The 19,599-nt window shown below is 72.5% G+C and carries 23 protein-coding genes and 3 tRNA genes; 6 read left to right on the top strand and 20 right to left on the bottom strand.

Annotated elements, in window-relative coordinates; translation table 11 throughout:
* Positions 1–42 precede the first annotated feature (42 nt).
* The 5 genes from AB0C73_RS02285 to AB0C73_RS02265 all read right to left on the bottom strand — a co-directional run bounded on the left by AB0C73_RS02285 (position 43) and on the right by AB0C73_RS02265 (position 1,467).
* Positions 43–471, bottom strand: a complete 429-nt coding sequence (locus AB0C73_RS02285) for a MaoC family dehydratase (RefSeq protein WP_362523591.1) — start codon at positions 469–471, stop codon at positions 43–45.
* A 2-nt stretch (positions 472–473) separates the two neighbouring features.
* Entirely contained in the window at positions 474–926 is a 453-nt protein-coding gene (locus AB0C73_RS02280) for a MaoC family dehydratase N-terminal domain-containing protein (protein WP_362523589.1), read from the bottom strand.
* Between the two features lie 98 nt (positions 927–1,024).
* Complete coding sequence (rpmG, locus tag AB0C73_RS02275) at positions 1,025–1,189, bottom strand: 50S ribosomal protein L33 (protein ID WP_003956487.1); 165 nt, start codon at positions 1,187–1,189, stop codon at positions 1,025–1,027.
* An 88-nt stretch (positions 1,190–1,277) separates the two neighbouring features.
* Positions 1,278–1,350, bottom strand: a tRNA-Met gene (locus AB0C73_RS02270).
* A 44-nt stretch (positions 1,351–1,394) separates the two neighbouring features.
* Positions 1,395–1,467 (bottom strand) — tRNA-Thr (locus tag AB0C73_RS02265).
* A gap of 271 nt (positions 1,468–1,738) precedes the next feature.
* Here AB0C73_RS02265 and AB0C73_RS02260 point away from each other — a divergent pair.
* Both AB0C73_RS02260 and AB0C73_RS02255 read left to right on the top strand, forming a co-directional pair.
* Positions 1,739–3,052, top strand: a complete 1,314-nt coding sequence (locus tag AB0C73_RS02260) for an amidohydrolase family protein (protein ID WP_362523587.1) — start codon at positions 1,739–1,741, stop codon at positions 3,050–3,052.
* 2 nt (positions 3,053–3,054) lie between these two features.
* A complete protein-coding gene (locus tag AB0C73_RS02255) occupies positions 3,055–3,711 on the top strand; it encodes an SDR family oxidoreductase (protein WP_362523585.1) in 657 nt (218 codons plus the stop codon).
* A gap of 68 nt (positions 3,712–3,779) precedes the next feature.
* On the opposite strand, the gene AB0C73_RS02250 is transcribed toward AB0C73_RS02255, so the two are convergent.
* Positions 3,780–3,861: transfer RNA gene (locus AB0C73_RS02250), tRNA-Tyr, on the bottom strand.
* A 169-nt stretch (positions 3,862–4,030) separates the two neighbouring features.
* On the opposite strand from AB0C73_RS02250, the gene AB0C73_RS02245 reads away from it, so the two are divergent.
* The 3 genes from AB0C73_RS02245 (at position 4,031) to AB0C73_RS02235 (ending at position 5,735) form a co-directional block, all read left to right on the top strand.
* Positions 4,031–4,522, top strand: a complete 492-nt coding sequence (locus AB0C73_RS02245; RefSeq protein ID WP_362523583.1) for a YajQ family cyclic di-GMP-binding protein — start codon at positions 4,031–4,033, stop codon at positions 4,520–4,522.
* 75 nt (positions 4,523–4,597) lie between these two features.
* The gene (locus AB0C73_RS02240) at positions 4,598–5,113 is read left to right on the top strand and encodes a methylated-DNA--[protein]-cysteine S-methyltransferase (protein WP_362523581.1); all 516 of its coding nucleotides are present in this window, start codon (positions 4,598–4,600) and stop codon (positions 5,111–5,113) included.
* Positions 5,106–5,735: an alpha-ketoglutarate-dependent dioxygenase AlkB gene (locus tag AB0C73_RS02235; protein WP_362523579.1), complete on the top strand. Its 630-nt coding sequence runs from the start codon at positions 5,106–5,108 to the stop codon at positions 5,733–5,735. Before AB0C73_RS02240 ends, AB0C73_RS02235 begins: the two co-directional genes overlap by 8 nt.
* Here AB0C73_RS02235 and AB0C73_RS02230 read toward each other — a convergent pair.
* Positions 5,732–6,001 (bottom strand): GlsB/YeaQ/YmgE family stress response membrane protein, encoded by a 270-nt coding sequence (locus AB0C73_RS02230; protein ID WP_362523577.1) that lies wholly within the window; start codon positions 5,999–6,001, stop codon positions 5,732–5,734. The genes AB0C73_RS02235 and AB0C73_RS02230 overlap by 4 nt on opposite strands.
* A gap of 57 nt (positions 6,002–6,058) precedes the next feature.
* Here AB0C73_RS02230 and AB0C73_RS02225 point away from each other — a divergent pair, with 57 nt between their 5' ends.
* Positions 6,059–7,291 (top strand): amino acid permease, encoded by a 1,233-nt coding sequence (locus AB0C73_RS02225; RefSeq protein ID WP_362523575.1) that lies wholly within the window; start codon positions 6,059–6,061, stop codon positions 7,289–7,291.
* Positions 7,292–7,373: 82 nt separating this feature from the next.
* Here the strand turns inward: AB0C73_RS02225 and AB0C73_RS02220 are convergent, their stop codons facing one another.
* The 13 genes from AB0C73_RS02220 to AB0C73_RS02160 all read right to left on the bottom strand — a co-directional run bounded on the left by AB0C73_RS02220 (position 7,374) and on the right by AB0C73_RS02160 (position 19,507).
* Positions 7,374–7,766 (bottom strand): YccF domain-containing protein, encoded by a 393-nt coding sequence (locus AB0C73_RS02220; protein ID WP_362523573.1) that lies wholly within the window; start codon positions 7,764–7,766, stop codon positions 7,374–7,376.
* A complete protein-coding gene (gene htpX / locus AB0C73_RS02215; RefSeq protein ID WP_362523571.1) occupies positions 7,763–8,626 on the bottom strand; it encodes a zinc metalloprotease HtpX in 864 nt (287 codons plus the stop codon). Before htpX ends, AB0C73_RS02220 begins: the two co-directional genes overlap by 4 nt.
* A 151-nt stretch (positions 8,627–8,777) precedes the next feature.
* Positions 8,778–9,248 carry a large conductance mechanosensitive channel protein MscL gene (gene mscL / locus AB0C73_RS02210; protein WP_362523569.1) on the bottom strand — a complete coding sequence of 157 codons (471 nt, stop codon included), beginning with the start codon at positions 9,246–9,248 and terminating at the stop codon, positions 8,778–8,780.
* Between the two features lie 40 nt (positions 9,249–9,288).
* A complete protein-coding gene (locus AB0C73_RS02205) occupies positions 9,289–10,857 on the bottom strand; it encodes an NADH-quinone oxidoreductase subunit N (protein ID WP_362523875.1) in 1,569 nt (522 codons plus the stop codon).
* Positions 10,858–10,862: 5 nt separating this feature from the next.
* Positions 10,863–12,416 (bottom strand): NADH-quinone oxidoreductase subunit M, encoded by a 1,554-nt coding sequence (locus AB0C73_RS02200; protein ID WP_362523873.1) that lies wholly within the window; start codon positions 12,414–12,416, stop codon positions 10,863–10,865.
* Positions 12,417–12,443: 27 nt separating this feature from the next.
* Positions 12,444–14,456, bottom strand: coding sequence for an NADH-quinone oxidoreductase subunit L (locus AB0C73_RS02195; protein ID WP_362523567.1), 2,013 nt, complete (start codon positions 14,454–14,456; stop codon positions 12,444–12,446).
* Complete coding sequence (nuoK, locus tag AB0C73_RS02190; protein WP_362523565.1) at positions 14,453–14,824, bottom strand: NADH-quinone oxidoreductase subunit NuoK; 372 nt, start codon at positions 14,822–14,824, stop codon at positions 14,453–14,455. Before nuoK ends, AB0C73_RS02195 begins: the two co-directional genes overlap by 4 nt.
* A complete protein-coding gene (locus AB0C73_RS02185; RefSeq protein ID WP_362523563.1) occupies positions 14,824–15,378 on the bottom strand; it encodes an NADH-quinone oxidoreductase subunit J in 555 nt (184 codons plus the stop codon). Before AB0C73_RS02185 ends, nuoK begins: the two co-directional genes overlap by 1 nt.
* Positions 15,375–15,953: an NADH-quinone oxidoreductase subunit I gene (locus AB0C73_RS02180; protein WP_362523561.1), complete on the bottom strand. Its 579-nt coding sequence runs from the start codon at positions 15,951–15,953 to the stop codon at positions 15,375–15,377. Before AB0C73_RS02180 ends, AB0C73_RS02185 begins: the two co-directional genes overlap by 4 nt.
* A complete protein-coding gene (locus AB0C73_RS02175; protein ID WP_362523559.1) occupies positions 15,953–16,921 on the bottom strand; it encodes a complex I subunit 1 family protein in 969 nt (322 codons plus the stop codon). Before AB0C73_RS02175 ends, AB0C73_RS02180 begins: the two co-directional genes overlap by 1 nt.
* Positions 16,918–18,444 carry an NADH-quinone oxidoreductase subunit C gene (locus AB0C73_RS02170; RefSeq protein ID WP_362523557.1) on the bottom strand — a complete coding sequence of 509 codons (1,527 nt, stop codon included), beginning with the start codon at positions 18,442–18,444 and terminating at the stop codon, positions 16,918–16,920. The genes AB0C73_RS02175 and AB0C73_RS02170 overlap by 4 nt, the downstream gene beginning before the upstream one ends.
* Complete coding sequence (locus tag AB0C73_RS02165; protein ID WP_362523555.1) at positions 18,441–19,058, bottom strand: NADH-quinone oxidoreductase subunit B family protein; 618 nt, start codon at positions 19,056–19,058, stop codon at positions 18,441–18,443. The genes AB0C73_RS02170 and AB0C73_RS02165 overlap by 4 nt, the downstream gene beginning before the upstream one ends.
* Positions 19,049–19,507 (bottom strand): NADH-quinone oxidoreductase subunit A, encoded by a 459-nt coding sequence (locus tag AB0C73_RS02160; protein WP_362523553.1) that lies wholly within the window; start codon positions 19,505–19,507, stop codon positions 19,049–19,051. The genes AB0C73_RS02165 and AB0C73_RS02160 overlap by 10 nt, the downstream gene beginning before the upstream one ends.
* Positions 19,508–19,599: the final 92 nt, after the last annotated feature.

Here is a 19,599-nt window from a genome sequence, read left to right as displayed (position 1 = left end):
AGCCCCCGGCGCGCAGGCACCGAGGGCTCCTTCGTATCCGGGTCAGGCGAGCCGGACCACGGCCCGGCTCATGCCGAGCACCTTCTGCCCGGCGGAGGTCGCGGTGAGGTCGACGCGCACCCGGCCGTCGTCCAGCTTCGCGGCCACCTTCGCCGTGACCTCGATCACGGCGCCCTGGTCGTCGTTGGGGACGACGACCGGCTTGGTGAAGCGGACGCCGTACTCGACGACGGCGGCCGGGTCGCCGGCCCAGTCGGTCACGACGCGGATCGCCTCGGCCATGGTGAACATGCCGTGGGCGATGACGTCGGGGAGGCCGACCTCCTTGGCGAACTTCTCGTTCCAGTGGATCGGGTTGAAGTCACCGGAGGCACCGGCGTACTGCACCAGCGTGGCGCGGGTCACGGGGAAGGTCTGGGCGGGCAGCTCGGTGCCGACCTCGACCTCGTCGTAGGCGATCTTCGCGGTCACGGTCAGGCCTCCTCGGGGGCGCGGGACACGAGCTTGATCCAGGCGGTCACGACGTGCTCGCCGCTCTCGTCGTGGACCTCGCCGCGGATGTCCATGATGTCGTTGCCGGCGAGGGACTTGACCGCCTCGATGGTGGTGGTCACCGTGAGGCGGTCACCGGCGCGCACCGGCCGGGTGTAGACGAACTTCTGGTCGCCGTGCACCACGCGGCTGTAGTCCAGGCCCAGCTGCGGGTCCTCGATGACCTGGCCCGCGGCCTTGAAGGTGATCGCGAAGGGGAAGGTCGGCGGGGCGACGACGTCCGGGTGCCCGAGGGCCTTGGCGGCCTCCGGGTCGGTGTACGCGGGGTTGGCGTCCCCGATCGCCTCGGCGAACTCGCGGATCTTCTCGCGGCCGACCTCGTACGGCGCGGTGGGCGGATAGGTCCGGCCCACGAAGGACTGGTCGAGCGCCATGGCCTCGATACCTCCTGCTGGATCTGTTGCGATAGATCTGTTGCGATAAACGACACGAGGCCGCCCCCTGGTGGGGACGGCCTCGTGTTCGAGCCTGATTAGCGCGTCTCGCGGTGCGCGGTGTGCGAGTTGCAGCGAGGGCAGTGCTTCTTCATCTCAAGACGGTCCGGGTTGTTACGCCGGTTCTTCTTGGTGATGTAGTTCCGCTCCTTGCACTCCACGCAGGCCAGCGTGATCTTCGGGCGGACGTCGGTGGCAGCCACGTGAGTGCTCCTTGACGGACGGATGGATGGATGAACGCATAGCAGAGTAGCCGATCGCAGGACCGACCCCACAATCGGCTACCGTGTGTAGCGGTGACCGGACTTGAACCGGTGACACAGCGATTATGAGCCGCTTGCTCTACCGACTGAGCTACACCGCTTTGATGATCCGGACCCCGCCCGAAGGCGGGACCCCTCTCACCAGAGCCCCAATACGGAATCGAACCGTAGACCTTCTCCTTACCATGGAGACGCTCTACCGACTGAGCTATTGGGGCGAGCGAGGAAGACATTACACGGTCTGCGGCCCATCCCCCAAATCCGTTTCGCGCACCCTTCCCGTGCCCCGCGCACGGCGCCTGCGCTGCGGCTTCCCGCCCACCGCCCCGCCCGCCCCGTACGCCACACGTGCAGTCATCGGTACGACTATTGCGCTCCTCCTCGAAGGCGGCCGCGGCCGCCCCTAGGCTCGGGCCCGCGCTGCGTGATCTTGATCCTGGCGAGAGCTTGATCCCGGCGAGCCGTGTGTCTGGACCCCGAGGAGCCCGATTGTCCGCCGACAGCAAGCAGCCCCCGCCGCCGCAGCCCGACGACCGGGGCGCGGCCACCGCCGCCGACAGCGTGTCGCTGCTGCTCGCGAACGCGCGGCTCACCGACGGGCGCACCATCGACGTGCGGCTCGGCGGCGGCCGGATCGAGGCCGTGGGCACGGCGGGCAGCCTGACCGCCGTCGGCGCGCGGGTCGACCTGTCCGGCTATCTGCTGCTGCCCGCGCCCGCCGAGCCGCACGCGCACCTCGACACGGCGCTCACCGCCGACTCGGCGGCCGGCCCCGGATCCCCCGGCCCCGTCTCGTACGCCACCGACGACGTCCAGCGCCGGGCCACCGAGGCCGCCCTGCTCCAGCTCGGGCACGGGGCGACGGCACTACGCGCGCACGTGCGGATCGGCGACGTGCACGGTCTGGGGCCGCTGGAGGCGGCGCTGCAGGCCCGGCGTTCGCTGCGCGGGCTCGCCGAGCTGACCCCGGTGGCGATGCCGCGGCTGCTCACCGGGATCGCGGGCGCGGACGGGCTCGTGATGCTGCGGGACGCGGTGAAGATGGGCGCGGGGGTGGTCGGGGGCTGTCCGGATCTCGACCCGGACCCGACGGGGTACGTGGAGGCGGTCCTGGAGGTGGCGGCCGAGCACGGCTGCCCGGTGGACCTGCACACCGACGGCGACGACCCCGCGCGCCTCGCACGCCTCGCCGCGATGGCCGGCGGGCTGCGCCCCGGCGTGGCCATCGGCCCGTGCGCGGGTCTGGCCCGCCTCCCCGCCGACCAGGCCCGCCGGGCGGCCGACCAGCTGGCGGCGGCCGGGGTGACCGTGGTCTGTCTGCCGCAGGGCGGCTGCGGGGCGACCGAACGGCGCGGGACGGCGCCGGTACGGCTCCTGAAGGCCGCCGGGGTGCGGGTCGCCGCGGGCGGCGGCGCGCTGCGGGACGTGTCGAACCCGGTAGGACGCGGGGACCCCCTGGAGGCCGCCTTCCTGCTCGCCTCGCTCGGCGGCCTGCCCGCCCCCGAGGCGTACGCGGCGGTGAGCGCGGACGCGCGTGCGGCGCTCGGTCTCCCGGAGGTACGGGTCGAGGCGGGCTTCCCGGCGGAGCTGCTCGCGGTGCGGGGCGAGCGTCTGACGGGCGTGCTCTCGCTCGCGTACAGCCGGATCGTGGTGCACCGCGGGCGGGTGGTGGCGCGGACGAGCGCGGTGCGCGAGTACTGCGACTCGGCGGCCGCCCTCGACCTGCCGCGGCAGGTACGGCCGGAGCGTCCGGAACGGCCCGACTCGGGAGGCCCGGGCGGGCCGGGGGCCGTACGGTCGTGAGTATGCGCGTAGTCATCGCCGGAGGACACGGCCAGATCGCCCTGCGTCTTGAGCGGCTGCTCGCCGCGGGCGGACACGAACCGGTGGGGATCGTCCGCCGCCCCGAACAGGCCGCGGACCTGCGGGCGGCCGGCGCCGAGGCCGTCGTCCTGGACCTGGAGTCCGCCTCGGTCGAGGACGTCGCGGCGGCCCTGGAGGGCGCCGACGCGGCCGTCTTCGCGGCCGGCGCGGGCCCGGGCAGCAACGCGGCCCGCAAGGACACCGTGGACCGCGCGGCGGCCGTCCTGCTCGCGGACGCGGCGGAACGCGCGGGCGTACGCCGCTACGTCATGGTCTCCTCGATGGGCGCCGACGCCTCCCACCCCGGCGACGCGGTCTTCGACGCCTACCTCCGCGCCAAGGGCGCCGCCGACGACGCGATCCGCGCCCGCCCCGCCCTCGACTGGACCATCCTGCGCCCCGGCATGCTCACCGACGACGCGGGCACGGGCCTGGTCCGCCTGGAGGCCCGCACGGGCCGCGGCCCCGTCCCCCGCGACGACGTGGCCGCCACCCTCGCCGAACTCCTCGACACCCCGGCCACCGCCGGCCTGACCCTCGAACTGGTCTCGGGCAGCATCCCGCTGTCGGTCGCGGTGAAGGACATCGCGGGCAACTGATCCTCAGAAAGGCTCCCGTACATGCGAGAAGGTCCCCGGTGCGAACACCGGGGACCTTCTGCATCGCGTGGCGGCGCCAGGATTCGAACCTGGGTAGGCTAAGCCGACGGATTTACAGTCCGCTCCCATTGGCCACTCGGGCACACCGCCATGGGATCGCTGCCCCGGAGCCGCTTCTCGGCCGCGCTCCCTGGCAACGAGGAAAACAATACCTGATCCCCAGGGGTGCTTCGCCACCTGATTGATCACGGGTTGGCGGCGGCCCGGGTGGCTACGCTTTGCGGTGTACCGAACGCATCCGAGCAAGGAGCCTCACCTCATGGCCGACTCCAGTTTCGACATCGTCTCCAAGGTCGAGCGGCAGGAGGTCGACAACGCCCTCAACCAGGCCGCGAAGGAAATCACGCAGCGCTACGACTTCAAGGGCACCAACGCCACGATCTCGTGGTCGGGCGAGAAGATCCTGATGCAGGCGAACGGCGAGGAGCGGGTCAAGGCGATCCTCGACATCTTCCAGTCCAAGCTGATCAAGCGGGGCATCTCGCTGAAGTCGCTGGACGTCGAGGGCGAGCCGCAGCTGTCCGGCAAGGAGTACAAGCTCTTCGCGTCCATCCAGGAGGGCATCTCCCAGGAGAACGCGAAGAAGGTCGCCAAGGTCATCCGCGACGAGGGCCCCAAGGGCGTCAAGGCGCAGGTGCAGGGCGACGAGCTGCGGGTCAGCTCGAAGAGCCGGGACGACCTGCAGGCCATCATCGCGCTGCTCAAGGGCAAGGACTTCGACTTCGCGCTGCAGTTCGTGAACTACCGGTAGGCAGACCGGGACGGTCGAGGGCCGCGTCCGAAAACCGCCAGCCCCTCCCCCGGGCCGGCGCGCACACTGGAACGTATGACGAGCACTCTCTACACCCGGACCGACGGACCCCTCGGCGCGATGCTCCTGGTGGGGCGGGTCGCCGGCGGGGGACGGGTCGTGTTGCGGTCGCTGTCCCTGGAGGGGCAGAAGGGGGCCGTGGAGGTCCAGGACGGCTGGGTGCGCGCGGACGGGGCGTTCGAGGGCGTCCTGGGGCAGCTCGACGCGTACTTCGCCGGGCGGCGGGACGGTTTCGACCTGGTCTTCGAGGAGGCCGGGACCGAGTTCCAGCGGAAGGTCTGGCGGGCCCTGGAGGAGATCCCGTACGGGACGACCGTCTCGTACGGGGAGATCGCGCGGCGCGTCGGTTCCCCGGGGGCCGGGGTACGGGCCGTGGGCACCGCCATCGGGCGCAATCCGCTGCTCGTGGTGCGGCCCTGTCACCGGGTGATCGGGGCCGACGGGAGCCTGCGGGGCTACGCGGCCGGGCTCGACCGCAAGGAGCGGCTGCTCGCGCTCGAAGGGGCCCTGGGTCGGGAGAGCGGTGGCTGAGGGTCTTTTCCCGCGCGAGCGGAGCGAGCTGGCGCCCGGGGCGGTGCACGTGCCGGGGTGGCTGTCGTTCGAGCGGCAGCGGGAACTGGTGGCCGCCTGCCGGGAGTTCGGGCGCGGGCCGGTCTCGTACGAGCACACCGTGCTGCCGGGCGGCGGGGTGATGTCGGTGCGCTCGCTGTGTCTGGGGCGGCGCTGGGTGCCGTACCGCTACCTGGGGAGCGAAGAGAACCTCGTCGAACTGCCGGAATGGATGGGCGAGATCGGGCGCGAGGCGCTCGTGGATGCCTTCGGGGAGCACGGCGGTTTCCAGCCGGACACCGCGCTCGTCAACTTCTATGGCGACGGCGCCCGGATGGGCATGCACCAGGACCGTGAGGAGCGGTCGCCCGCTCCCGTCGTGTCGCTGAGCCTCGGCGACACGTGCGTCTTCCGGCTCGGGAACACCGAGGACCGTGGACGGCCCTATACGGATGTGGAGTTGGCGTCCGGGGACCTGTTCGTCTTCGGCGGGCCGTCGCGTTTCGCGTACCACGGGGTGCCGAAGGTGTACGCCGGGACCGCCGCCCCCGGGCTGGGACTCAGGGGGCGGCTGAACATCACCCTCAGGGAGACGGGCCTTTAGCGTTCGCGCGAGTGGCCGAAAAGAATCCGGTACGCGATCAGCAGCACCAGAGAGCCGCCGATCGCCGAGAGCCAGGTGGCGCCGTCGTAGAAGTCCTGGGTGATCGGGCGGTCCAGGAAGCGGGCCGACAGCCAGCCGCCGAGGAACGCGCCGACGACGCCGATGACCGTCGTGCCGATCAGGCCGCCCGGGTCGCGGCCCGGCAGCAGGACCTTGGCGATGACGCCGGCGAGCAGTCCGAGGACTATCCAGCTGAGGATGTTCATGTCCTGGAGGACGCCCGGTGGCCCCGGGCGGTTGCCGGACCCCCTAATGTGCGGGGCATGACACAGGAACTGCGCCGCACCCTCGGGGTGTTCGACGCCGTCGTCATCGGGCTGGGCTCGATGGTCGGCGCCGGGATCTTCGCGGCGCTCGGGCCCGCGGCCCGAGCGGCGGGCCCCGGCCTGCTCCCGGCGCTCGGTGTGGCCGCGGTCGTCGCCTACTGCAACGCCATGGCCTCGGCCCGGCTCGCCGCCCGCTACCCGGCTTCCGGCGGCACCTACGTCTACGGGCGGGAGCGGCTCGGCGCGTTCTGGGGTTATCTGGCGGGCTGGGCGTTCGTCGTCGGCAAGACCGCCTCGTGCGCGGCGATGGCGCTCACCGTCGGCGCGTACGTGTGGCCGGAGCAGGCGCACGCGGTCGCGGTGGCCTCGGTCGTCCTGCTGACCGCCGTCAACTACCGCGGTGTGCAGAAGTCCGCGCTGCTCACCCGGATCATCGTGGCGGTCGTGATCGCCGTCCTGGCGGCCGCCGTGGTGAGCGTCGCCGGGGCCGGGGAGGCCGGGCGGCTCGCGCTCTCCGGGGACGTGCCGGCCGGCGGTGTGCTCCAGGCGGCCGGGCTGCTCTTCTTCGCCTTCGCCGGGTACGCGCGGATCACGACGCTCGGCGAGGAGGTCCGCGACCCGGAGCGGACCATTCCGCGGGCCGTGCCGATCGCCCTCGGCATCACCCTGGTCATCTACGCGGCCGTCGCCGTCGCCGTGCTCGCCGTCCTCGGGCCGGACGGGCTGGCCGCCTCCCCCGCCCCGATCTCGGACGCGGTACGCGCGGCGCACGCCGACTGGCTGGTTCCCGTGGTCACCGTGGGCGCGGCCGTCGCCGCGCTCGGCTCGCTGCTCTCGCTGATCCTCGGGGTGTCCCGTACCACCCTCGCCATGGCCAGGGACGGACATCTTCCGGCCACCCTGGCCGCCGTCCACCCCCGCTTCCAGGTGCCGCACCACGCGGAGCTCGCGGTGGGCGCCCTGGTCGCCGTGGTGGCGGCGACGGTGGACGTGCGGGGCGCGATCGGCTTCTCGTCCTTCGGGGTCCTCGTCTACTACGCGATCGCCAACGCCTCCGCCTGGACCCTGGGCCCCCGCCACCGCCCCCTGGCCCTGATCGGCCTCGCGGGCTGCGCGGCGCTCGCGTTCTCGCTGCCGCCGGCCTCCGTGCTCGCCGGGCTCGGGGTCCTCGCGGTCGGCGTGGTGGCCCACGCGGTCAGGCGGGGACGCCCCGAACCCCCGCGGACCTGATGCTCGGGGCCTGAGGCTCGGGGCCTGAGGCTCGGGGCCTGAGGCTCGGGGCCTGAGGCTCCGGTCTGGAGCCTCCTTCGCACTACCAGGAGGCGTACGGCTGGTCCGTGGGGACGATCTCCTTGCCGAGCGGGAGCAGCGACAGCGGGATCATCTTGAAGTTGGCGATGCCCAGCGGGATGCCGATGATCGTGAGGCACTGCGCGACGCCGGTGACGACGTGGCCGAGGGCCAGCCACCAGCCGGCGAGGATCAGCCACAGCACGTTGCCGATGCAGGACGGCGCGCCCGCGTCGCGGCGGTCGACGACCGTGCGGCCGAAGGGCCACAGGGCGTAGAGGGCGATGCGGAACGAGGCGATCCCGAAGGGGATGCCGATGATCGTGATGCAGAGCAGCAGTCCGGCGGCGAGATAGCCGAGGAACAGCCAGAAGCCGCTGAGCACCAGCCAGATGATGTTGAGAACTGTCTTCACGGGCGACGACCTGCCATCTGCTCGAGCCGGGCGATGCGCTCCGCCATCGGCGGGTGGGTGGAGAACATTTTCGACAGCCCCTGTCCCGGACGGAAGGGGTTCGCGATCATCATGTGACTGGCGGTCTCGATCCTGGGCTCCGGCGGCAGCGGGAGCCGCCTGGTGCCCGCCTCCAGCTTGCGCAGGGCGCTCGCGAGGGCGAGCGGGTCGCCGGTGAGCTGGGCGCCGGAGGCGTCCGCCTCGTACTCGCGGGAGCGGGAGATGGCCAGCTGGATGACCGACGCGGCGATGGGTCCCAGGATCATGACGAGGAGCATGCCGAGCAGTCCGGGGCCGCGGTCGTCGTCGGAGCGCCCGACCGGGATCAGCCAGGCGAAGTTCACCAGGAACATGATCACGGAGGCGAGGGCGCCGGCCACCGAGGAGATCAGGATGTCCCGGTTGTAGACGTGGCTCAGCTCGTGGCCGATGACTCCGCGCAGCTCGCGCTCGTCGAGGATGGCCAGGATGCCCTCGGTGCAGCACACGGCCGCGTTGCGCGGGTTGCGGCCGGTGGCGAAGGCGTTCGGCGCCTGGGTGGGCGAGATGTAGAGCCGTGGCATCGGCTGGCGGGCCTGGGTGGAGAGCTCGCGGACCATCCGGTAGAGGGCCGGGGCCTCAAACTCGCTCACGGGCCGGGCGCGCATGGCGCGCAGGGCCAGCTTGTCGCTGTTCCAGTACGCGTACGCGTTGGTGCCGAGCGCCACGAGGACCGCGACGATCAGGCCCGTACGCCCGAAGAAGCTGCCGATGACGATGATGAGGGCCGAGAGCCCTCCGAGGAGTACGGCGGTCCTCAGCCCGTTGTGCCGGCGGTGCACGGTACGCCCTCCAAGTGGTGCGGCAGGGGAACCCTTTGCTCTGTGGGAGTCCACCGTCCAGTGGACCCTCCCCACCAGGTCAACGCCAGGCGGGAAGCTCCGGTTCCCCAGGTCGCGGGGGGTGCGCGTGGGCCGTACGGGTGAGGGGGCGCTAGCGCTGGGCGGGCACGGGGGTCTTCGTCAGGCCCGCCTTGGCCAGGGCGTCGTCGAGCGGCTCGACCTCGCTGGTGCAGTGGCCGCAGCGGGTGGCGATGGCCGGGATCTCGGTGAAGCAGCGGGGGCAGTCGCGCTTCGCCGACTTCGGGTCGGCCGCCTCCTCCTTGGCGAACTTGGCCTGGAACTTCGCCATGGGGAGGACGAACAGGAAGTAGAGGACGGCGGCGGTGATCACGAACGCGATGGCCGCGGCGATCGCCAGACCGTACGGGAAGACGGTCTTGCCGACGGTGAACTGCGCCTCGCTGAAGTCGCCGACCGAGCCGGTCGCGAGACCGATGAGCGGGGTGATGAACGCCTTGCTGAAGCCGGTGACGACGGCCGTGAACGCCGATCCGACGGCCAGACCGATGGCCATCGAGACGACGTTCCCGCGAAGAATGAAGTCCTTGAAACCGTTCAGCACGGTGGTTCCGCTCCTTGTGAGGGTTTGAATTGTGGGGGGGTCAGAACAGGCTGTTCGACGCGTAGCGGAGCGCGAACTGCGGCCAGCCCGAGAGGACCACGCCCGCGACGGCGGTCAGCGCGACGGCCAGGGTGGCCGGCGCCGTCGTCCGCAGCGACACCACGGGTCCGGCCGGTGCGGCCGCGCCCTCGGGACGGCGGAACAGCAGCGCCGTCCACCGCAGGTAGTAGGCGAGGCCGATCACGACGTTCACGCCCATGATCACCGCGAGCCAGCCGAGGCCCGCGTCGATGGCCGCCGAGAAGACGGTCACCTTCGCGAAGAGGCCGATGATACCCGGGGGCAGTCCGGCCAGGTTCAGGAGGAAGAAGGCCATGGCGAGGGCGGCCGCCGGGCTCGTCGCGTACAGCCCGCGGAAGTCGGAGATCCGGGCCTCGGGGTGCGTACGGGCGACCAGCGCGACGACCGCGAAGGCGCCGAGGTTCACCGCGGCGTACATCAGGGCGTACGCGACGGTCGAGCCGATCTGGTCGTCGCCGGAGTACGCGGCGGCGGCGATCGGCACCAGGAGGTAGCCGGCCTGGGCGACGGACGACCAGGCGAGCAGCCGGACCGCGCTCCACGCGCGCGTGGAGACCTGCCGCAGGGCGGCGACGTTGCCGGCGCTCATGGTGAGCGCGGCGAGCACGGCGAGCGCCGGGCCCCAGACGTCGGCGTACGAGGGGAAGGCGACGACGGTCACCAGGATGATGCCGGAGAAGCCGACGGCCTTGCCGACCACGGAGAGGTACGCCGCCACGGGCAGCGGGGCTCCGACATAGGTGTCGGGCACCCAGAAGTGGAACGGGACGGCCGCGGTCTTGAAGGCGAAGCCGACGAGGGTGAGCACGACGCCGGTCCGGGCGAGGGTCTGCAGCGGGCCGGGCACGTCGCCGAGGCGCTGGGCGACCTCGGTGAGGTGGAGGGTGCCGGTGGCCGCGTAGACGAAGCTGACGCCGAGCAGGGTCACGGCGGTGGCGGTGACGGACGACAGGAAGAACTTCAGCGCCGCCTCGCCGGACATCTTGTCGCCGCGCCGGAGGCCGACGAGCGCGAAGGCGGGCAGCGAGGCCACTTCGAGGGCGACGACGAGGGTGGCCAGGTCGCGGGAGGCGGGCAGCAGGGCGGCGCCGGCGGCGGAGGACAGCAGCAGGAACCAGTACTCGCCCGCGGGCAGCTTGCGGCGGGTGCCGTCCGTGTCGTCGAGCGAGAGCAGCGCGGTGACGAGCGCGCCCGCGAGCACCAGGAACTGGATGACCAGGGTGAAGGTGTCGGCGGTGTAGCTGCACGCGCGCAGCTGGGTGGCGGCGGTGAGGCAGAAGGTCGAGCGGTCGCCGGCGCGCAGCGGGGCGAGCAGGGCGAGCGCGGCGGCCAGGCCGCCGATCGCGGTCCAGCCGAGGAGCCGCTTGCGTGCCTCGGGGACGAACAGGTCGGCGACGAGGATGACGAGCGCGACGAGGGCGGTGAGGGCGGGTGGCGCGATGGCGAGCCAGTCGACGGACTGGACGAGGTCGGCGCCCTGGACGAGGTCGGCGCCCTGGGCGAGGTCGGCGCCCTGGGCGAGCTGCACTGGCTTCACTGCTTGCCTCCCGCGAGGAGCTGCTGGACGGCCGGGTCGGTGAGGCCGAGGAGGACGGCGGGCCACAGTCCGGCGAGGACGGTGAGGGCGACGAGCGGGGTCCAGGCGGCGAACTCGTAGCCCTGGACGTCGGCGATCGCGGTCTCGCCGGCCGGGCGGGGGCCGCCCATGCACACCCGGCGGACCACGACGAGGAGATAGGCGGCGGTGAGCAGGGTGCCGAAGGCGCCGATCGCCATGAAGGTGAGGAAGGCGGGGCGGCTGAGCCCGGCGGCCGGGTCGAAGGCGCCGAACAGGGCGAGCATCTCGCCCCAGAACCCGGCGAGGCCGGGCAGGCCGAGGGAGGCGACGGCGGCGAAGGCGAGCAGGGCGCCGAGGCGGGGGGCGCGGCCGTAGAGGGCGGCGCCGGTGGCCCCGGCGAGGGTGTCGAGGTCGGCGGTGCCGTAGCGGTCCTTGAGGGCGCCGACCAGGAAGAAGAGCAGGCCGGTGATGAGGCCGTGGGCGATGTTGGCGAAGAGCGCGCCGTTGACGCCGGTGGGGGTCATGGTGGCGATGCCGAGGAGGACGAAGCCCATGTGGCCGACCGAGGAGTACGCGATGAGCCGCTTGAGGTCGCCCTTGGCGCCGGGCTTCGCGAGGGCGAGGCAGGCGAGTGATCCGTAGACGATCCCGGCGACGGCGAAGGCGGCGAGGTACGGGGCGAAGGTGCGCATGCCGTCGGGGGCGATCGGCAGGACGATGCGGACGAACCCGTATGTGCCCATCTTCAGGAGCACACCGGCCAGGAGCACCGAGCCGACGGTCGGGGCGGCGGTGTGGGCGTCCGGGAGCCAGCTGTGCAGCGGCCACATCGGGGTCTTCACGGCGAGCCCGAGGCCGATCGCCAGAACGGCGATGACCTGCACGGATGTGGTCAGTCCACGGCCGTTGTCAGTGGCCAGTGCCACCATGTCGAACGTGCCCGCCTTCACGCCGATGAGGAGCAGGCCGAGCAGCATCACGACCGAGCCGAGCAGCGTGTAGAGGATGAACTTCCAGGCGGCGGCGCGCCTGCCCTCGCCGCCCCAGCGGGCGATGAGGAAGTACATCGGGATGAGGACGGTCTCGAAGGCCAGGAAGAACAGGACGAGGTCGAGGACGGCGAAGGTCGCGAGGGTGCCGGACTCGAGGACGAGGAGCAGGGCGACGAAGGCCTTGGGGGCGGGGCCCGCGGGGGGCTTGAAGTAGCTGTAGAGCGCGCAGAGGAAGGTCAGCAGCGCGGTCAGGACCAGAAGGGGGAGGGAGATGCCGTCGACACCGAGGTGGATGTGCACGTCGAGTGCCGTGATCCACGTGATGTCGGTGCTGGCCTGCATCGTCGAGGGGTGGTCGTGGTCGAAGCCGAGCGCGAGCACGATCGCGGCGAGCAGGATCACGCCGGTGACGGTCACGCCGTGGCGGAGCACGGCCTGGTCGGGTGACGTCCCCTTCAGCCCGGGCGGGGCGGGCAGGAGAGCTGCCGCGGCGCCGAGGAGCGGGCCGGCGACGATCAACGCGAGAAGGAACTGCATCACGGATTCGCTGATATCGATCACGGCTCACGCTCCGGCGGCGACGTTGGCGAGGACGACGGCGACGATCGCCAGGACGACGGAGCCGGCGAGCAGCGCGCTGAGGTAGGTCTGCACGTTGCCGGTCTGGGCGCGGCGGACGAGCCAGCCGAGGCCCTTGACCGAGCTGCCCGCGCCGCTCACGTAGGTGTCGACGACCTCGCGGTCGAGGAAGCGGACCAGGGAAGCACCGGCGAGCACGGGCCGGACGAACAGCGTCCGGTAGACGGCGTCGAGGTGGAAGCCGGCGGCGGCGTGCGGGTGCAGCGGGCCGAGCAGCGCGCGGCCGGGGTCGGCGGGGTCGGCCGCGGGGTGCGGCAGGTCCAGGGCCTCCGCCTCGACCTGGCCGGCCTCGGCGTCGGGGTGGGCGACGTGCGGGGCGCCGTACGCGGTGCCGTTCGGGGCGCCGTTCGGGACCGTGGCTGGGGCGGCCTTGGCGGCGAGGGTGCGCCGGATCGCGTACGTGAGCGCGCCGCCGACGACCGCGAGGCCGGTGCCGAGGACGGCCGTCGTGAGCGTCGGGGTCAGCGGGTGTCCGTCGAACCAGTCGTCGAGGTAGGCGGCGGTCAGTCCGAAGCCGAGGGAGGGGATCGCGAGCACCCACAGGACGGTGGTCATGGCGACCGGCTGCCGGCCGTGGTCGGGGGCGTCGGCGCCCCGGCCGCGGAAGGCGAGCAGCCACAGCCGCATCGCGTACGCGGCGGTGAGCAGTGCGGTCAGGAGTCCGGCGACGAGCACGATCCAGCCGGCTCCGGCGGGGGCGACGGTGCGTTCGCCGGTGGCGGTGTGCTCGGCGGCGACGAGGACGGCTTCCTTGGAGAAGAAGCCGGCGAAGGGCGGGATCGCGGCGAGCGCGAGCAGACCGACGCTCATCGTCCAGTAGGCGTCCGGGATGCGCTTCGCGAGGCCGCTCATCCGGGACATGGCGGTGAGCGAGTTCGTACCGGCGGCGTGGATGACCGCGCCCGCGGCGAGGAACAGCAGCGCCTTGAAGGCGCCGTGGGACAGGAGGTGGAAGACGGCCGCACCGCGGTCGCCGACGGCGAGTGCGCCCGACATGTAGCCGAGCTGGCCGATCGTCGAGTAGGCGAGCACCCGCTTGATGTCGTCCTGGGCGAGCGCGGCGAGCGCCGAGCCGACCATGGTCAGCGCGGCCATGACGGCGAGCACGGTCAGGGCGGCGGCGGAGGCGGCGAAGACGGGCAGGAGCCGGGCCACGAAGTAGATGCCGGCGGCCACCATGGTCGCCGCGTGGATGAGCGCGGAGACGGGGGTGGGGCCGGCCATCGCGTCGGGCAGCCAGGTGTGCAGCGGGAACTGCGCGGACTTGCCGGCGACGCCCGCGAGCAGCAGCAGCGCGACCAGGGTGGGGTGGTCGAGGCCGCCGGAGGCGACGGCACCGAGCACCCCGGTGATCCGGAAGGTGCCGGCGTCGGCGGCGAGCGCGAACAGGCCGATGAGGAACGGCACGTCGCCGAGCTTGGTGACGAGGAAGGCCTTCAGGGAGGCCGAGCGGGCCTCGGGGGTCTCCCAGTAGTGCCCGACGAGGAAGTACGAGCAGATGCCCATGATCTCCCAGCCGACCAGGAGCACCATCAGGTCGCCGGAGTAGACGACGAGCAGCATCGCGGAGGTGAAGAGGGAGACGAGCGCGGCGTACGAGGGGTAGCGCGGGTCGTGGCGCAGATAGCCGGTCGAGTAGATCTGCACGCAGGTGGCGACCACGCCGACGAGGATCGCGACGAGGGCGGCGAAGCCGTCGATGTGCAGGGCGAGGTCGATGGGGACCGAGCCGGTCGGGGTGAGCTGGGTGGCGGCGTCGATCGCCTTCCCGCCGCCCTGACGCCCGGCCACGACAGCGGCGAGCACGGCCGCGGCGAGGGTGGGCAGCACGGCGAGCGGGCGGGTGAAGCCGGGTGCGGCGCGGCCGAGGAGGAGGCCGGCGGCGGAGCCGAGGAAGGGCAGGAGGGGGACGAGGACGGCGAGGGTCGTGGTGGTCACGCGGTGGCCTCGGCCTTCTCGTCGGCGGACGGTTCGCCGGCGGGTTGCTGCACCTGGGGCGCTGTCTCCTTGGTGTCGCGGAGGCGGTCGACGTCCGAGGTGCCGCGGTTGCGGTAGACCATCAGGACGATCGCGAGACCGATGCCGATCTCCGCGGCGGCGATGGCGATGGTGAAGAGGGTGAGCGCCTGGCCCGCGTGCAGGGTGTCGCGGAGCCAGACGTCGAAGGCGACCAGGTTGAGGTTGACGGCGTTGAGCATGAGCTCGACGGACATCAGGACCAGGATCGCGTTGCGGCGGGCGAGGACGCCGTACACGCCGACGCAGAAGAGGAGCGCGGCGAGGACGGCCGGGTAGGCGAGGTGCATCAGTCCCGCTCCCCTTCCTGCTTCTTGCGGGACAGGACGATGGCGCCGACGAGGGCGGCGAGCAGCAGGACGGACAGCGCCTCGAAGGGCAGCACCCAGTGCTGGAAGAGGATCTCGCCGGTCACCTGGGTGGAGCCGAGGGCCGGTCCTTCGAGATCGACCCAGGTGGTGCGGAAGGCGTCGACGACCACCCACACCAGGGCCGCCGCGGCGGCGACGGCCACGGCGAGGGCCACGGGCCGGTTGCGGGAGTCGGCGTCCGGGGAGCGGCCGATGGGGGCCCTGGTGAGCATGAGCCCGAAGAGGAGGAGGACGACGACGGAGCCGACGTAGATCAGCACCTGCACCCAGGCGATGAACTCGGCGGTGAGCAGGAGGTACTCGACGGCGAGCCCGCCGAGCGCGACGACCAGCCACAGCGCGGCGTGCACGAGCTGCCGGGTGGTGACGGACACGGCGGCGGCGCCGAGGGTGACGAGGCCGACGAGGAGGAAGGCGATCTCGACGCCGGTGGGCGAGAGGAAGGCGTGGCTGCTCTGGGCGGCGAGGATCACTGCGGGCCCTCCTGCTGCTGGGCCTGCTGTGCCTGCTGGGCCTCGGTGGCTGCCTGGGCGGCGGCCTTCTCGGCGGCCTTGCGCGCGGCGGCGATCTCCTTCGGCTCCTCCGCGCGCGGGTCGAGCGCGGGCGGTTCCGGCACCGTCCACATCCACTCACGGAGCTTGTCGCGTTCGTGCGTCAGCTCGTGGATGTCGGTCTCGGCGTACTCGAACTCGGGCGACCAGAACAGCGCGTCGAAGGGGCACACCTCGATGCAGATCCCGCAGTACATGCAGAGCGAGAAGTCGATGGCGAAGCGGTCGAGGACGTTCCGGCTGCGCTCGCGGCCGCCGGGGGCGGCGGCCGGCACCGTCTCCTTGTGGGAGTCGATGTAGATGCACCAGTCGGGGCACTCACGGGCGCACAGCATGCACACCGTGCAGTTCTCCTCGAACAGCCCGATGACCCCGCGGGTGCGGGGCGGCAGTTCGGGCTGCGCGTCCGGGTACTGCGCGGTGACGGACCTGCGGGTCATCGTGCGGAGCGTGACGGCGAGGCCCTTGGCGAGGCCGGAGCCGGGGATCGGGGACATCAGCTGATCGCCACCTTCACGATGCCGGTGAGCGCGATCTGCGCGAGAGCGAGCGGTACGAGGGTCGTCCAGGCCAGCTTCTGCAGCTGGTCCTCGCGCAGGCGGGGGTACGAGACCCGCAGCCAGATCACGACGAAGGCCAGGACGGCGGTCTTCAGCAGGGTCCACACCCAGCCGAGGCCGTCGGCGCCGCCGGGCCCGTGCCAGCCGCCGAGGAAGAGGACGGTGGTGAGGCCGCAGAGCACGACGATGCCGGCGTACTCGGCGAGCAGGAACAGCGCGAAGCGCAGTCCGGTGTACTCGGTGTACGCGCCGAAGATGATCTCCGAGTCGGCGATCGGCATGTCGAACGGCGGGCGCTGGAGTTCGGCGAGCCCGGCGGTGAAGAACACGAGCGCGCCGACGATCTGCCAGGGCACCCACCACCACTCGAAGGCGTCGAGGATGCCGGGCAGCGAGAGCGTCCCCGCCGCCATCGCGACGGACGCGGCGGCGAGCAGCATCGGCAGCTCGTACGCGAGCAGCTGTGCGGCGGTACGCAGCGCCCCGAGCAGCGAGAACTTGTTGGCCGACGCCCAGCCGGCCATCAGACTCCCGAGCACCCCCACGCCCATCACGGCGAGCACGAAGAAGATCCCGGCGTCGACCACCTGCCCGACGGCGCCCTCGCTGGGGCCGATGGGGATGGCGACGAGGACGAGCAGGTACGGGAGCAGGGCGACGGCCGGCGCGAGCTGGAACACCCGCCGGTCGGCGTCGCTCGGTACGACGTCCTCCTTCTGCGCGAACTTCACCCCGTCCGCGACCAGCTGCGCCCACCCGTGGAACCCACCGGCGTACATGGGCCCGAGCCGGCCCTGCATGTGCGCCATGACCTTGTGCTCGGTCTGCCCGACGACGAGCGGCAGGACGAGGAAGCAGAGGAACACGACGACCAGCCGGAGGGCGACGTCGACTACGTCGTTCACGCGGGATCGCCTCCGGCGGGGGTAGTGGGCTCGCCGTCGCCCGGCGCGGGCGGGGCGTCGGGGGCGGGCTCGCCCTGTGCGGGCGGTGTCTCGGGGGTGGGCTCGCCGCCCTCGCCGCCCTCGGCGGGCGGCTCGGCGGGCGTGCCCTGCGGCGCGCCTTCGGCAGGCGGGGCCTCTGGAGCGGGTTCGCCCTGCGCGGGCGCGGCGGGCGCCGGGGCCGACGCCTCCCCTTCGCCTTCGCCGAAGGCCGGACGTGCGTGATGCCACGGGGCGTCCGAGCTGCGGGTACGCGGAGTGGCCGCGGGCCGCGGACCGGCCGGAGCCGGTGCTGCCGAGCCCGGCTCGGCGCCGCCCTGAGCAGGCGCCTCCGGCGCAGCCGGCGTCTCCGGCGTGCCGGATGCACCGGATGCACCGGATGCACCGGATGCACCGGATGCACCGGATGCACCGGATGCACCGGATGCACCGGATGCAACAGCATCCGGGCCCTCCGCGCGCTGGCTGGCGGAGCCGCCGCTCGCGGAGCGGCTGCGGCGCGGACCCGCCGGGGCCGGTGCTGCCGAGCTGGGCTCGGCGCCGCCCTGAGCAGGCGCCACCGGCGCCCCGGCCTCCGGGGCCTCCGCGCGCTGGCTTGCCGAACCCGCGCTCGCGCTGCGGTTACGACGCGGGCCGGGCCCCGGCGCAGCCGGGGTTTCCGGCGTCCCGGTCGCGCCGGGTACGCCGACACCCAGATCCTCCGCACGCTGGCTGGCGGAGCCGCCGCTCGCGGAGCGGCTGCGGCGCGGGCCCGCCGCCGGCTCCGCCGGGGCGGCCGCGTCCGGGGCGCTCTCTCCCGCCGTGCGCGCACGCCGCACCGGGCGGTCACCGGCGCCCGCGTCCGGCTCGCCCGCCGTGCGGGTGCGCCGGGCCGGGCGGGCGGGGGCGGCGGGGAGCCGGCCCTTGAGGGGGCCCCAGTCGTTGGGGTCGGGGACGCCCGGGGGGAGCATCTGGCGGCGCTTGGGGGCGTTGGGGTCGTGGGACTCGCCGGGTTCCTTGGCGCCGGGCCAGGCCTTGGCGACGCGGGCGGCGAGGACGAAGTCCTTGCGGAGGGGGTGGCCCTCGAAGGTGTCGGGGAGGAGGAGGTGGACCAGGTGCGGGTGGTCGGTGAAGGTGACGCCGAACATCTCGTACGTCTCCCGCTCGTGCCACGCCGCGCCCGCGTAGACGGCCACGGCGGAGGGGAGGGACGGGGAGGCGTGCGGGACCGTCGTACGGAGCAGCAGGCGGCGCACGCCGCCCCGGCCCACCGACGCCACGTGCGCGCACACCCGGAAGCCCACGCCCGGCTCGTCCACCGCGCTCAGCCAGTCGAAGTAAGTGAGGCCCAGCTTGTCCCGGGCGATCTCGAGCGCCGCGATCCACGAGGCCGTCGGCACGTCGACCGTCAGCAGGTCGTACGCCCGTTCCGCCGTCGCCTCCTCGCCGAAGAGCTCCGTGACGGAATCCGGGAGACTCATGTAGCTGTCCGCGAAGTTCTCGCTCATGCCGGGTCGCCTCCCGGCGCGGTCGGGGTGACCGGCGGCGTGACCAGCGGGCTCGTGAGCTGGGAGACGGACGGCGCCGCCGCCCCCGCCCCGTACCGCTCGCCCAGGCTCTCCCGCGCGATCTTCTCCTGAAGCTTGAGGATGCCCTGCAGCAGCGCCTCCGGCCGCGGCGGGCAGCCCGGCACGTACACGTCCACCGGGATGATCTGGTCCACCCCCTTGGTGACGGAGTACGAGTCCCAGTACGGGCCGCCGCAGTTCGAGCAGGCGCCGAACGAGATGACGTACTTCGGCTCGGGCATCTGCTCGTACAGCCGCTTCACCGCCGGCGCCATCTTGTCCGTCACCGTGCCGGAGACGATCATCAAGTCTGCCTGCCGCGGGCCCGGCGCGAAGGGGATCACGCCGAGGCGGATGAAGTCATGGCGCGCCATCGACGCCGCGATGAACTCGATCGCACAGCACGCGAGGCCGAAGTTGAAGACCCACAGGCTGTAGCGGCGGCCCCAGTTCAGGACCACCTTCATCGGCTCCGGCGCCAGGCGGGCCAGCGGGCCGAGCCTGGGGGCGGGCAGAGCGCCGGGCAGGGGGTCGGGCAGGGGGGTCACAGCCATGCCAGGACGCCCTTCTTGTACGCGTAGAGCAGGCCCACGGCCAGGAAGCCGAGGAAGACGAACATCTCGACGAGCGTCGTCGCCCCGTAGCCGGGCGCGGCGAACACCGTGGCCCACGGGAAGAGGAAGATCGAGTCGACGGCGAAGATCACGTAGAGGAAGGCGTACACGTAGTAGCGGACCTGCGTGTGGGCCCACCCCTCCCCCACCGGGTCGACACCGCACTCGTAGGTGAGGAGCTTCTCGGGGGTCGGGACGACCGGGCGGAGCAGCCGCCCCGCGCCGAAGGCGATCGCGACGAACAGCACGCCGAGCACGGCGAGCAGTCCGACGACGGAGTACGCCTCGAAGTAGTCCGCCGCGAGGTGCGCCTCGAAGTGGTCCGCCGCGACGTGCGTCTCGAAGTGGTCCGCCGCAGAATTCGCCGCGACGACGGTCGGTTGCCTCACGTCCGCCCCTCGGTCCTGATGCCTCTGATGCCTCTGATGCTTCGTCCCTCTGTACGCACGCGAGTCTAGGCCCTGCTAAAGGGAGCGTAAGC

It is taken from the genome of Streptomyces sp. NPDC048623 (genome assembly GCF_040650755.1).
In the GTDB taxonomy this organism is placed as follows: Bacteria; Actinomycetota; Actinomycetes; order Streptomycetales; family Streptomycetaceae; genus Streptomyces.
The sequence above is the reverse complement of the archived record's forward strand: the minus strand, read 5'-3'. Positions and strand labels throughout refer to the sequence as shown.

Bases quoted from the DNA above. Each gene is read 5' to 3' on its own strand.
- AB0C73_RS02280 (WP_362523589.1), bottom strand. From the start codon at position 926: ATGGCGCTCGACCAGTCCTTCGTGGGCCGGACCTATCCGCCCACCGCG.
- AB0C73_RS02255 (WP_362523585.1), top strand. From the start codon at position 3,055: ATGCGCGTAGTCATCGCCGGAGGACACGGCCAGATCGCCCTGCGTCTT.
- AB0C73_RS02245 (WP_362523583.1), top strand. From the start codon at position 4,031: ATGGCCGACTCCAGTTTCGACATCGTCTCCAAGGTCGAGCGGCAGGAG.
- AB0C73_RS02240 (WP_362523581.1), top strand. From the start codon at position 4,598: ATGACGAGCACTCTCTACACCCGGACCGACGGACCCCTCGGCGCGATG.
- AB0C73_RS02230 (WP_362523577.1), bottom strand. From the start codon at position 6,001: ATGAACATCCTCAGCTGGATAGTCCTCGGACTGCTCGCCGGCGTCATC.
- AB0C73_RS02225 (WP_362523575.1), top strand. From the start codon at position 6,059: ATGACACAGGAACTGCGCCGCACCCTCGGGGTGTTCGACGCCGTCGTC.
- AB0C73_RS02200 (WP_362523873.1), bottom strand. From the start codon at position 12,416: ATGCAGTTCCTTCTCGCGTTGATCGTCGCCGGCCCGCTCCTCGGCGCC.
- nuoK (WP_362523565.1), bottom strand. From the start codon at position 14,824: ATGCACCTCGCCTACCCGGCCGTCCTCGCCGCGCTCCTCTTCTGCGTC.
- AB0C73_RS02180 (WP_362523561.1), bottom strand. From the start codon at position 15,953: ATGTCCCCGATCCCCGGCTCCGGCCTCGCCAAGGGCCTCGCCGTCACG.
- AB0C73_RS02170 (WP_362523557.1), bottom strand. From the start codon at position 18,444: ATGAGCGAGAACTTCGCGGACAGCTACATGAGTCTCCCGGATTCCGTC.
- AB0C73_RS02165 (WP_362523555.1), bottom strand. From the start codon at position 19,058: ATGGCTGTGACCCCCCTGCCCGACCCCCTGCCCGGCGCTCTGCCCGCC.